This window comes from Paenibacillus sp. FSL R10-2748, assembly GCF_038005565.1.
Classification (GTDB): domain Bacteria; phylum Bacillota; class Bacilli; order Paenibacillales; family Paenibacillaceae; genus Paenibacillus; species Paenibacillus polymyxa_B.
Genome location: NZ_JBBOTK010000003.1, coordinates 636,110 through 648,487 on the forward strand (window position 1 = coordinate 636,110; position 12,378 = coordinate 648,487).

Annotated in this window: 9 protein-coding genes; 8 read left to right on the forward strand and 1 reads right to left on the reverse strand. The window is 47.2% G+C overall.

The window, feature by feature from the left end; all coding sequences use genetic code 11:
* Positions 1-333: 333 nt before the first annotated feature.
* From hpf to NSS66_RS12785, 4 genes are all read left to right on the forward strand, one after another.
* Complete coding sequence (gene hpf, locus NSS66_RS12770) at positions 334-894, forward strand: ribosome hibernation-promoting factor, HPF/YfiA family (protein WP_023990642.1); 561 nt, start codon at positions 334-336, stop codon at positions 892-894.
* A 413-nt stretch (positions 895-1,307) separates the two neighbouring features.
* Positions 1,308-3,758, forward strand: a complete 2,451-nt coding sequence (secA, locus tag NSS66_RS12775; protein ID WP_340959068.1) for a preprotein translocase subunit SecA — start codon at positions 1,308-1,310, stop codon at positions 3,756-3,758.
* Between the two features lie 445 nt (positions 3,759-4,203).
* Positions 4,204-5,317, forward strand: a protein-coding gene (gene prfB, locus NSS66_RS12780) for a peptide chain release factor 2 (protein ID WP_103744773.1) whose coding sequence is annotated in 2 segments (ribosomal slippage) — positions 4,204-4,275 and positions 4,277-5,317 — 1,113 coding nt in all. Because the reading frame shifts where the segments join, the coding sequence is not laid out codon by codon here.
* Between the two features lie 96 nt (positions 5,318-5,413).
* Entirely contained in the window at positions 5,414-6,313 is a 900-nt protein-coding gene (locus NSS66_RS12785) for a YitT family protein (protein ID WP_023990638.1), read from the forward strand.
* Between the two features lie 94 nt (positions 6,314-6,407).
* Here NSS66_RS12785 and NSS66_RS12790 read toward each other — a convergent pair whose 3' ends face one another.
* A complete protein-coding gene (locus tag NSS66_RS12790) occupies positions 6,408-7,328 on the reverse strand; it encodes an SMP-30/gluconolactonase/LRE family protein (protein ID WP_013312255.1) in 921 nt (306 codons plus the stop codon).
* A 390-nt stretch (positions 7,329-7,718) separates the two neighbouring features.
* Between NSS66_RS12790 and argC the strand changes: the two genes are divergently transcribed.
* The 4 genes from argC (at position 7,719) to NSS66_RS12810 (ending at position 12,372) form a co-directional block, all read left to right on the forward strand.
* Complete coding sequence (argC, locus tag NSS66_RS12795) at positions 7,719-8,768, forward strand: N-acetyl-gamma-glutamyl-phosphate reductase (RefSeq protein ID WP_069290524.1); 1,050 nt, start codon at positions 7,719-7,721, stop codon at positions 8,766-8,768.
* A 103-nt stretch (positions 8,769-8,871) separates the two neighbouring features.
* Positions 8,872-10,098: a bifunctional glutamate N-acetyltransferase/amino-acid acetyltransferase ArgJ gene (gene argJ, locus NSS66_RS12800; RefSeq protein ID WP_075154846.1), complete on the forward strand. Its 1,227-nt coding sequence runs from the start codon at positions 8,872-8,874 to the stop codon at positions 10,096-10,098.
* Between the two features lie 118 nt (positions 10,099-10,216).
* Positions 10,217-11,056 (forward strand): acetylglutamate kinase, encoded by an 840-nt coding sequence (argB, locus tag NSS66_RS12805; protein ID WP_340959070.1) that lies wholly within the window; start codon positions 10,217-10,219, stop codon positions 11,054-11,056.
* 53 nt (positions 11,057-11,109) lie between these two features.
* Positions 11,110-12,372 carry an acetylornithine transaminase gene (locus tag NSS66_RS12810; RefSeq protein WP_023990633.1) on the forward strand — a complete coding sequence of 421 codons (1,263 nt, stop codon included), beginning with the start codon at positions 11,110-11,112 and terminating at the stop codon, positions 12,370-12,372.
* Positions 12,373-12,378 lie beyond the last annotated feature (6 nt).

Genomic DNA, 12,378 nt, shown 5'->3' on the forward strand with positions numbered 1-12,378 from the left:
TTGCCTGCGTTATAACCAGGCCTTGCATATCGCACAAGCCCATGTACCTAATCCAGCGGGAAAAGGTCACCCCCTTTTCGATAAAATAGCTTAGCATGAAGCCCAAAATAGTTGTTTGTCGTGACGTCAGCGGGGCAATATTTATATATGCACTCATTATTCACATATGTATGCAAGTCAATTTTAAACATACCTGTTTTCAAAGAATGACGTTATCGGAAGCGTTTTAGCGAAAAAAGAAGAATTTTGTAAAATAGCTTCGAAATGTTGGTCTCTTTTTTTACTTGGCGTTAACATATGTGCTATACTGAAGGAGCAAAGGAGGCGTGCCCTATGAACTTAACAGTACGAGGTCAACAGATCGAGGTTACCGACGCTTTGAAGGACTACGTTGATAAGAAATTCAGCAGACTTGAAAAGTATTTCGATGCACCCCCGACGTCTGATGGAAGTGTAACGTTAAGCACAACCAGAGATTTGCACACTGTAGAAGTAACCATTCCTTTGCCGGGGCTTGTACTCCGTGCCGAAGACGAGAGCGATGACATGTATTCATCCATTGATGCCGTGGTAGACAAGCTTGAACGGCAAATTCGCAAGCACAAAACCAAGCTAAACCGAAAATTCCGCCAGGAAGGCAGTTTGAAAACCCTTTTTGTGGAAGATCCGGCAGGTGGCGTGGCTGTTGCTGAAGATGAGGATGTAGAACTGGATGAGCTGGAAGTCGTCCGCACCAAGCGTTTCTTATTGAAACCTATGGATGTGGAAGAAGCTATTCTTCAAATGAACATGGTTGGACATAATTTCTTTGTGTTTTCCAATATTGACAACGAAGAAGTTAACGTAGTTTACAAGCGCAATGATGGTAAATACGGTCTGATCGAACGGGAATAGCCTATGAAGTAGGAACTTTTCACATTTTAAAATGAATAGAACGATTTCGATTGAAGCATGCTTCATGGATATTAGGAAAATGAAAACAACACGAGCCTTATCCTTGCGAACCTGGCGGGATAGGGCTCTTTTATATGTTTTTTTTGTAAATGTAAGGAAATTTTAACTTGGATAAGCGTAACGAAGTTGTGTATTTCGTGCGTCAATTGTTTTGGTATCTTTAACCGGATGCAAATCTGGAGGCTGCTTGTGTTGCGGCATGTCCTACAAACTGTTACAATTTATGCAAAGAACATCGCACGATGGGCTGGTACAGCCGGGCCTGTCAAACATATCGGGAATCAATTTCATCATGGACCCTTTCTTATTGTGAAATTGATTCTATTAATTGTTTTGCGCGAAAGGGGTAAACCATGCTAGGAATTGTTAAGAAAATCTTCGGAGATACCAATGAACGTGACGTCAAGCGTTTAATGAAGACGGTTGAACTGATCAATAAGATAGAGCCGGATTTCGAAAAGCTCTCGGATGAGGAGTTGCAAGCGAAGACGGCAGAATTTAAAGCTCGGGTCGAACAAGGGACTACGGCTGAAGAAATTTTGCCGGAAGCTTTTGCAACGGTTCGCGAAGCGTCAAAGCGGGTGCTGGGTAAACGTCATTATGACGTACAGATGCTCGGCGGTATTGCGCTGCATGAAGGTAAAATTGCCGAGATGAAAACCGGTGAAGGTAAAACACTGGTAGGAACACTGCCGGTTTATTTGAATGCTCTGTTGGGCAAAGGCGTGCACGTGGTTACGGTCAATGACTATTTGGCGCAACGTGACAGCGGAGAAATGGGACAGATTTATAACTTCCTGGGAATGTCCGTAGGGCTGAATTTGGCCAATATGGATCATGCCGCCAAGCAGGCAGCCTATGCTTGTGACATCACGTACGGTACAAACAACGAGTTCGGGTTCGATTATCTGCGTGATAATATGGTGCTTTACAAAGAGCAGATGGTACAACGTCCGTTGTACTTCTGTATCATTGATGAAGTCGATTCTATTCTCGTCGATGAAGCCCGTACGCCATTGATTATTTCAGGACAAGCTCAGAAATCGACAGAGCTGTATTTCGCGGCTGACCGATTTGTGAAGAGCCTGAGTGTTGAAGAAGATTACACTCTGGATATTAAGGTGAAGTCGGTTGCTTTGACCGAAAACGGCGTATCCAAGGCCGAGAATTTCTTTGGTCTTGAAAACTTGTACGATCAGGAAAGTGTTACAATCAATCACCACATTGTACAGGCATTGAAGGCTAATGCCATTATGCGTTTGGATGTGGACTATGTCGTAGCTGACGGTGAGGTCCTGATTGTCGATGAGTTTACAGGTCGTCTGATGGCTGGACGCCGTTACAGTGATGGTCTGCATCAAGCCATTGAAGCGAAGGAAAACATCATTGTACAAAATGAAAGCATGACGCTAGCGACGATTACATTCCAAAACTATTTCCGTATGTACCGCAAATTGGCGGGGATGACGGGTACAGCGAAAACAGAAGAAGAAGAATTCAAAAAAATATATGGTCTGGAAGTACTCCAAATTCCAACGAATCGGCCTAACCAGCGTGTAGATATGCCTGACGTTGTATACAAGAGCGTAAAAGGCAAATTCCATGCAGTGGTGGATGAAATCCTGGAGCGCAACAAAAAGAACCAACCGATATTGGTAGGTACGGTTTCTATTGAAAACTCGGAGCTTCTTTCTGAAATACTGAAACGCAAAGGCGTTCGTCACAAAGTGCTTAACGCCAAGTATCATGCTGAGGAAGCTGAGATTATTTCCCGTGCAGGTGAAGCTGGCGCAGTTACCATCGCTACCAACATGGCTGGACGCGGTACTGACATCGTACTGGGCGAAGGCGTATCAGAACTCGGTGGTTTGCACATCATCGGTACAGAACGTCATGAATCCCGTCGTATTGATAATCAGCTTCGCGGACGTGCAGGACGTCAGGGTGATCCGGGCTCCACACAGTTTTACTTATCGCTGGGCGATGAGTTAATGAAGCGTTTTGGTGCGGACAACGTGCTGAGTATGATGGAGCGTTTGGGCTTCGAGGAAGACCAACCTATCGAGAGCCGTATGATTACACGTGCTATCGAATCAGCTCAAAAACGTGTCGAAGGCAACAACTTTGATCAGCGTAAAGTTGTTCTCCAGTATGATGATGTAATGAACCAGCAGCGTGCTATTATTTACAAGCAACGCCGTGAGGTGCTGGAATCAGAGAACATCAAGGAAATTGTGTTCGACATGATCAAGCCTGTCATTGAGCGCGTAGTGGAAGCTCATTGCGGCGATGACATTCCTGAAAACTGGGAGCTTGAAGAAGTAGCAGAGTATGTGAACAACAACCTGCTTGAGGAAAATACACTTACGCGTGATGACCTGTGGGGCAAGGAAAAAGAGGAGATCGTGGATATGATCTTCGAGAAAGTTACCAACAGATACCACAGCCGTGAAGAAATGATTGGCGAAGATATGGTACGCGAGTTCGAGAAGGTTATCGTATTGCGTGCAGTCGATAGCAAATGGATGGACCATATTGATGCTATGGATCAATTGCGTCAAGGTATTCACTTGCGTGCTTACGGCGGTACCGATCCGCTGCGCGAATATCAATTTGAAGGCTTCGAAATGTTCCATGCTATGATTGCTAGCATCCAAGAGGAAGTAGCGACATACATCATGAAAGCACAAATTGAATCCAATCAAGAGCGTCAGGCTGTCATCGACGAAGACAAAATCTCGACGAGTGGTGAACCTGCGGCTCCTAAAAAGAAATCCGCTCCTTCGCGTCCGCGTAGAAAATAACGGATTGAAATTAAGGGAGAGATCTTGAGATACACTATTCCCTGCAGTGCATATAATGGCAGGCGGCAGTTCACCACTGACCGTCGGCCATTTTGTGCCATACAGGGGTGAGACTGATGTTTTCAACTTATAGGTCTCTGTTGGAGGATCAGTTTGAACATTGATGAATGGCTAGCTTGATCTCAATTCTTTTTAAACAATTATGACAAGCAAGCTGGTCTCTGCTTGTTTGTCAGTTAATTCAGTTCTTGACTCGGCTCACATACCAGAGCCGATAATTTAAAAGTCGTTTGACTCTACGGCGGTCGGCAGCGAAGCGGAGGATTTGAATCTGGAGAAGCGCCAGCGATCGTAAGATCAAATCATTCGCGCAGCGTCTCTTCACCCAGCCGTAACTCACAACGCTTTTACTCCCCTAACCCTATATTAAAAGGAGAATGTCATCATGATTGATCCAAATGTAAAACATGATTTAAGAGAAATAGGCAAGAAACTAACAAACCTTAGGGGGTCTCTTTGACTTAGATCTCAAACAGGAAATGATCTCAAACTTTGAGGAAAAGATGGCTGCGCCTGATTTTTGGGATGATAACGATAAAGCTCAAGCCGTGATCGCGGAAATGAACGCGGTTAAGTCTTCTGTAGACAGCTATGAACAGCTCCGTCAGGAATATGAGGATGCGGGGATGATGGCTGAGCTAGCTGATGAGGAAGGCGACGAAACACTGGCTGGAGAAATTGAAAATAGTATCAGATCTTTGCTGAGCAAGCTTCAAGAGTTTGAACTCCAATTGCTTTTGAATCAGCCATATGACAAGCTTAATGCCATTTTGGAGTTGCATCCGGGGGCGGGTGGAACCGAGTCGCAGGACTGGGGTCAAATGCTGCTACGGATGTATACACGCTGGGCAGAAAAACGCGGTTTTAAGGTAGAAACGCTGGATTACCTTGCGGGTGATGAAGCAGGGATCAAAAGTGTAACGCTGCTGATCAAGGGCTATAATGCTTATGGCTACCTCAAAGCAGAAAAAGGCGTGCATCGTCTCGTTCGCATTTCTCCATTTGATTCCTCGGGTCGTCGGCATACGTCGTTCGTATCCTGCGATGTCGTACCGGAAATTGCGGATGATGTGGACGTTGAGATCCGGACAGAGGATCTTAAAATTGATACGTACCGGGCCAGCGGTGCAGGTGGTCAGCATATTAATACGACCGACTCAGCCGTTCGAATTACGCATCTTCCTTCCGGCATTGTGGTAACTTGTCAAAATGAGCGCTCCCAGATCAAGAACCGTGAGCAGGCAATGACGATGCTCCGTTCCAAGCTCTACGAGCGTAAGATCGAAGAGCAGCGTCAGCAATTGGACGAAATCCGCGGAGAACAGTCCGATATTGCATGGGGAAGTCAAATTCGCTCCTACGTGTTCCATCCATACAGCATGGTTAAGGATCATCGTACTAGCGTGGAAACTGGCAACGTAGGAGCTGTCATGGATGGCGATCTCGATCCGTTCATCGATGGTTACCTGCGCAGCCAAATTAAGCTGGACGCAGAATAATAGCCTGTACGTTTTCCTACAGTCTGCAGACCATGTGCCTGCGGACTGTAGGAATTTTTGTGTAACGGTATTTTTAACTAAAGGAGAACACGAATGATGTCTCAATTGAATCCCCCCGCTGCCCGCCGAAGACGCCGTAAGCCTCTGATTGCCGCCAGCGGACCCGCACGCAACGTGACCGACATTTTGCTGATTATACTCGGCTCTTTCATTACAGCGCTGACCTTTAACATGTTCTTGCTTCCAAACCGGATTGCATCCGGGGGTGTATCGGGCTTGTCTATCTTGGGTGAGGACCTGTTTGGCCTGGAACCAGCCTATACGCAGTGGGGAATGAATATTCCGTTATTTATAGCAGGGGTCCTGCTGTTAGGGAAAAAATACGGTTTGCGTTCTTTACTGGGAAGTATTATGCTGCCGCTATTCGTTTATGTCACGAAGGACTGGGCAGTTCCGACAACAAATCCGTTGCTGGCTTCGCTATATGGTGGAATCGGAGTAGGGTTGGGTTTGGGGACTGTATTTCGGGGCAGGGGCTCGACGGGTGGACTGGCTATTTTGGCGCAGATTATTCAAAAGTATACGGGCTTTAGTCTTTCTCTCTGTGTCATGTTGATGGATGGCACGGTGATTACACTGGCTGGTTTCGCCCTCTCGCCGGAACGTGCGCTGTATGCGTTGATTGGCTTGTTTGTAACTGGTAAGGTCATTGATGCTGTGGAAATGGGACTGAGCTACTCCAAAGTAGCTTACATCATATCCAATCAGAAAGAAACGATCACGCAGGCTATTTTGCAGGATTTGGACCGAGGATTGACAGAGCTGGCAGGGCGGGGTGGTTACACGAACGAAGAACGTCCTGTTCTTATGGTTGTAGTCGGACAAAACGAGGTAACTCGCCTCAAGACGCTCGTCCGCTTGGTAGACCCGGAAGCTTTTGTGATTATTAGTAATACTCGTGAGGTATTGGGTGAAGGGTTTAAGAAGGAAAGCTAAAACAAAGGGGCCTGTCTGAGACTTGCTCTTAACTGAATCAATGCAGGAGAGCCCACTAATGTAGTAGGCTCCTCTCTCTTTTAGAATAGCTTTACTAGATTCTTTTTACTAATCGTTCAAGCCAATTTGCCGGTTGTCCTTGATTGAAATACGAGGTTAGCGTTCCTCTTACCCCTGTTTTGACCATAAATAGACCGCCTGCTAATGGTTGATCGGCACTATCATTATCTTGAGCAGTCGTAATATATAACTCATCCAGATGTTCACCGCCAAAAGCACACGAAGTCACACAATTGACGGGGAGTGACACCTCAGCAATCACTTCTCCATGAGCAGGATGGATACGGGAGACACGTTTACCACCCCATCGCGCGACCCACAACATGCCCTCTGCATCGATTGTCATGCCATCTGGATACCCTTCACTTTCATCCAATCTAGCCACCAGTTGCTTATTCCTAATCGTGCCTTGTGCCACATCGTAATCGAAGGAGACGACCTCCAATGTTGGAGTATCAATGTAATACATTGTACGATGATCTGCGCTCCAGGCTAATCCATTAGATATGGAAGCTTTATCAACCAGTAAGGAGACATTGCCTTTTGTGCTCAGACTATACAATGCTCCTTGCGCGTGTTCGCCATTTAGGCTCATTGTTCCTGCTAAAAAACGTCCTGTAGGATCGCATTTTCCGTCATTAAAACGATTACCTAGTTTACCTTCCTCAGGATCATGGATCAATACTTTGGCCCCTGTCTCAATATCCAAACAATATAGACCGCTAATCAGCGCTACGATCACTTTATTTTTGAGATAAGGTACAACTGCACCAATATGTTCACCAACCTCTATTGTACGATCTGTGCACGTAGAAGGATCATAGATATGCAATTGAAAACCTTCAATATCGACCCAAAATAAACGCTGAAACCGCTGATCCCAGCTGGGACCCTCGCCTAACTTTGCCTTTGCATCTATAACGATATTCGCTGTATATGTTTCGATGTGTAGCACCCCTAACGTTTAAGTTTATTTTCGACCCCAATTATCCGCTTCAGCGGCTCCTCTGCGCAGATTCACTAGATGCAGCCCATGTGACTCCCTTCATGTTCAACAAGTTCATAAAGTGCAGCAAACGGCCAATCGAGATGAATACCAATATATGAGATAATTTAAAGGGAATATCCCCCCCTTTTCTTTATGCAAAACGGCAGACTGTATTCAAGAGACTCTCTGTCTATTTTTTATTTCCTTTATTATAGCTCGTACAGCTTGTCCGTCAAAAGAATAGACAAGAGCGCATATTTTAAATTTGGAGGAATAACATGACATGAGGTGTTGTATTTATATGAATAGAGTCGTATAATAATACATATTTCATAAGAACGGAATGGAGGAAGGTCTGTGAGCAGCAAGTTAAAAGTGGCAATTGTCGGTTCCACCGGGTATGGCGGGGTGGAGCTGATTCGTTTTTTGGTTCATCATCCGCAAGTAGAGATTGTATCTGTTATTTCTTCGTCCAGCGCGGGTGTCCCAATCAGTGACGGGTTTCCACATCTAACGGACATTGTGGTGCAGGATTTGGACGGTGTCGAAGTCCACGAAATTGCTGCCAAGGCCGATCTGGTTTTCACTGCTACGCCATCGGGCGTTAGTACCAAGTTAGTGCCGCAGCTTCTTGATGCCGGACTGAAAGTCATTGACCTTTCCGGGGACTTCAGGCTTCGAAGCGGGGAAACGTATGAAGCATGGTATAAAAAGCCTGCGGCTTCACCCGAGTATCTCAAGCAAGCGGTATACGGACTCAGTGAGGTGTATGCAGAAAAGCTGGCGGGCGTTTCTTTTATTTCAAATCCAGGCTGTTATCCGACCGCAACATTGCTGGGGATTATTCCTGCGCTGAAAGCGGATTGGATTGACCATCGGTCGCTGATTGTGGATGCCAAATCCGGTGTATCCGGCTCGGGTAGGGGAACAAGTCTTGTTTCGCATTATGCGGAAATGAACGAGAATTTCAAGGCTTATAAGGTGAATAAGCACCAGCACATCCCTGAGATCGAACAGGTACTAGGTGATATTGCGGGCGAGGACGTTACGATTACGTTTACGACACAACTTGTTCCAATGACCCGAGGAATTATGAGTACAATTTATGTCACGCTGAAGGGTGACCATACAGATCAGGATCTTATCGGGTTATACCGGGATTATTATAAAGGGCATCCTTTTGTCCGTGTACGTGGCGAAGGTATATGGCCAGCAACGAAGGAAGTATTGGGTTCGAATTACTGCGACATCGGTTTTGCAGCAGATGCCCGAACCGGGCGTCTTACGATTATTTCTGTCATTGATAATGTTGTGAAGGGTGCAGCTGGACAGGCGATTCAGAATTTAAATTTGATGATGGGATGGGAGGAGAACCTCGGGCTGGGCTTCATACCGGTATATCCGTAAGTAGCAAGTAACCGCAACAAGATGCAGGAAACGTCAGCGAGCGGAATTTCGAATACAGGCAGCTGCCATTCATCGAATATGTTGCGAACGAGGGCACATAATTATGGGCAAAGTAGAGTTTACAGTAGTAAACGGGGGGAACATTGTAACTCCGCGTGGCTTTACAGCCGGGGGATTACACTGCGGACTAAAAAATTCGAACCGCAACGATATGGGCGCGATTCGTTGTGAGGTAGAGGCGACAGCTGCTGCGGTGTACACCACCAATGTGTTTCAAGCTGCACCGCTGAAGGTGACCCGCGAGAGCTTGGCAGATGGTCGATTGCAGGCAGTAGTGGTGAACAGCGGGAACGCCAATGCCTGCACAGGACAGCAAGGAGAGCAGGATGCCTACGCTATGCGTTCGGCTGCGGCTCGTGAACTGGGTGTTGCTGAGAGCAATGTAGCCGTCGCCTCGACGGGCGTGATCGGCGAGCATTTGAAAATGGATCGTGTGCTTGGCGGAATATCCTCCTTACCTGACCGTATGAACGGGGCAAACGATGGAGCGGAGCAATTTACCCAAGCCATTCTGACAACGGATTTGGTTAAAAAGGAAGCGTGTGTGGCGGTTGAGGTGGACGGTGTGACCGTACACATCGCCGGGGCGGCCAAGGGATCGGGCATGATACATCCGAATATGGCAACGATGCTCGCTTTTATGACCTGTGATGCAGTGATCGGACAGACGGCGCTTCATCAACTATTAAAGCAGGCAACGGATACCAGCTTTAATATGATTACGGTGGATGGGGATACGAGCACGAACGATATGCTAATCGCCATGGCGAGCGGACTGGCTGGCAACCGTGAGCTGCACGTAGGGCATCCCGATTGGGACGCTTTTGCCGAGGCGTTCACCTATATCTGCCGAGAGCTGGCGAAGGCAATTGCTCGCGATGGAGAGGGTGCTACGAAGCTGGTAGAGGTGTCTGTAAGCGGAGCGGTAAGCGATGCGTCCGCCCAAGCGATAGCCAAGACAGTGGTTGGGTCCAGTCTGGTCAAGTCGGCCGTTTTCGGAGCAGATGCGAATTGGGGACGGATTATTGCGGCCGTAGGGCGTGCCGGAGAACCTGTTAATCCAGATACGGTAGATATTCGCTTGGGTGATATTGTTGTGCTAAGCCAATCGAGTCCGGTCGCTTTTGACGAAGAAGAGGCGCTAGCCTATTTGCGGGGAGATACGGTGCAAATTATTGTTGATTTGCAACACGGGAACGGAATCGCTACAGCGTGGGGCTGTGACCTAACCTATGATTATGTGCGGATTAACGCTGCTTATCGGACATAGGTACCAGAATAAAATACGGATTGAATAAGGATAGTAGTTGTTAGAAGCAACGAGCGGATGTAAGCCCAGCATCATTTAAAAATGGCACGGATATGCAGAGAAGAAAAGGAGAGATGATATGCAATCGGCAGTGGAACACGCGGATCAAGCGAATCATGCGGGAGTGGCACGTCGTAATTTTGTGATGAAATGCGGAGGAAGTACGCTGGCTGCGTTACCTGATTCCTTTTTTGAAGATTTGGCGCGTTTGCAGTCGGAAGGTCTTCAACCTGTCATTGTACATGGCGGTGGCCCTGCGATTTCCGACAACTTGGCGAAGCTGGGGATCGAAACGGAGTTTATTCATGGATTACGCAAAACGACCGAACCTGTGTTGGATGTCGTGGAAATGGTACTGGCAGGCAGCATTAACAAGCAGATTGTACGTAGAATAGGGATGCATGGGGGCCGAGCGTTGGGGTTGTCAGGCAGTGATGGCTATTTAATCGAAGCCAAGCCTGTGTCGAATGCCGTTGAGGTCGGTTGGGTCGGAGAGGTAACATCCGTTCAAGCCTCGATTATTACAGGTGTACTGGATATGGACTATATGCCTGTTATTGCACCCATCGGGATTGATCGATCGGGTCAGCGTTACAACATTAATGCGGATACAGCGGCGGGTGCGGTAGCCTCTCATCTGGGGGTCAGTCGGATGATCGTCGTTACAGATGTACCAGGCATATTGAAGAAGTATGGCGGAGAAAAGAGAGTGCTGGATTCTATCACCGTACAGGAGATTGAGGATATGATCAGCACAGGTGAAATATACGGTGGTATGATCCCGAAAGTGAGAGCGGCTATTGCCTGTATCCACGGCAAAGTGAAGGAAGTCGTCATTGTGAACGGTAGCGAACCGCAGGTACTAAGCCGTGTGCTGGGCGGAGAATCGATTGGAACACGCATCGTGCGTATGCAGTAATTACAATATATAGCTTGACCTATATAACCAAACGATAAAGGAGCGTGAACATAATGAGTAAGGAACCGAATACGCTGGTGAGCGAGGAAATGCCAAGTACGGATGGAAGCGGAGTGCAAACGGAAAAGGTGTCGGCAAAAGCGCAGACAGAAAGCTCTCTTTTTCCAACCTACGCAAGATACCCGCTTACACTGGTAAAAGGACAAGGAAGCTGGCTGTGGGATGATCAGGGCAAGCGTTATCTGGATTTCATGTCAGGCATTGCCGTTACCAATCTCGGCCATGCGCCTCAAGCAGTAGCTGAGCGATTGAAAAAACAGATCGATGAACTGTGGCATGTATCCAATCTGTTTCATATTCCGGGGCAAGAACGAGCCGCTGCCTTGCTGACAGCCAATAGCAGCGCGGATGCTGTGTTTTTCTGCAACAGCGGGGCCGAAGCGAACGAAGCTGCAATTAAGCTGGCGCGTCGTTACCACCAGAAGGTAAAGCAGACTGGTCGCTACGAAATCATTACGTTCACGCAATCCTTTCACGGACGGACGCTGGCAACCTTGACTGCTACGGGTCAGGACAAAGTTAAAGAGGGTTTTTTACCGCTTCCTGCTGGGTTCAAAAGTGTTCCGCTTCATGATCAGACGGCGCTTGAAGCAGCCATCAGTGAGCATACGGCGGCAATTATGCTGGAAATGGTGCAGGCCGAAGGTGGCATGTATCCGGTAGACCCTGCTTTCGTAGATGTGATCACAAAGCTGTGCCGCGAGCATGGTTTGCTGCTGATCATTGACGAGGTACAAACAGGTATGGGACGGACGGGCAAACTGTTTTCCTTTGAGCATTATGGTATAGAGCCGGATATCTTTACATTGGCGAAAGGACTGGGCAGTGGTTTCTCTGTGGGTGCGATGCTAGGCAAAGGATATTTGCGTGAAGCGTTCACAGCGGGCAGTCATGGTTCTACCTTTGGAGGTACGCCACTTGCTATGGCAGCGGTTCAAGCTACTATTGAAACGATTATTGATGACAAGCTACCAGAACGTGCAGCTGAGATGGGAGATTACCTTTTCCATAGTCTGCAAAAGCAGCTTGGAGATAGTCCTTTTGTAAAGGATATCCGTGGAAAAGGTCTGATGGTCGGTATTGAGTGTGCAGAACCGGTAGCGGAGCTTGTTTTGGCAGGACAGAAGAAGGGGATTCTGTTCATTACAGCAGGACCGAACGTGATTCGTCTGTTGCCTAACTTGTATGTAACGAAAGACGAAATAGATCAGGCTGTAACATTGATTGCTGAATTGATTCGGGAGCATGTGGCTTAGTGTAAA

Bases quoted from the DNA above. Each gene is read 5' to 3' on its own strand.
- hpf (WP_023990642.1), top strand. From the start codon at position 334: ATGAACTTAACAGTACGAGGTCAACAGATCGAGGTTACCGACGCTTTG.
- secA (WP_340959068.1), top strand. From the start codon at position 1,308: ATGCTAGGAATTGTTAAGAAAATCTTCGGAGATACCAATGAACGTGAC.
- NSS66_RS12785 (WP_023990638.1), top strand. From the start codon at position 5,414: ATGTCTCAATTGAATCCCCCCGCTGCCCGCCGAAGACGCCGTAAGCCT.
- argJ (WP_075154846.1), top strand. From the start codon at position 8,872: ATGGGCAAAGTAGAGTTTACAGTAGTAAACGGGGGGAACATTGTAACT.
- argB (WP_340959070.1), top strand. From the start codon at position 10,217: ATGCAATCGGCAGTGGAACACGCGGATCAAGCGAATCATGCGGGAGTG.
- NSS66_RS12810 (WP_023990633.1), top strand. From the start codon at position 11,110: ATGAGTAAGGAACCGAATACGCTGGTGAGCGAGGAAATGCCAAGTACG.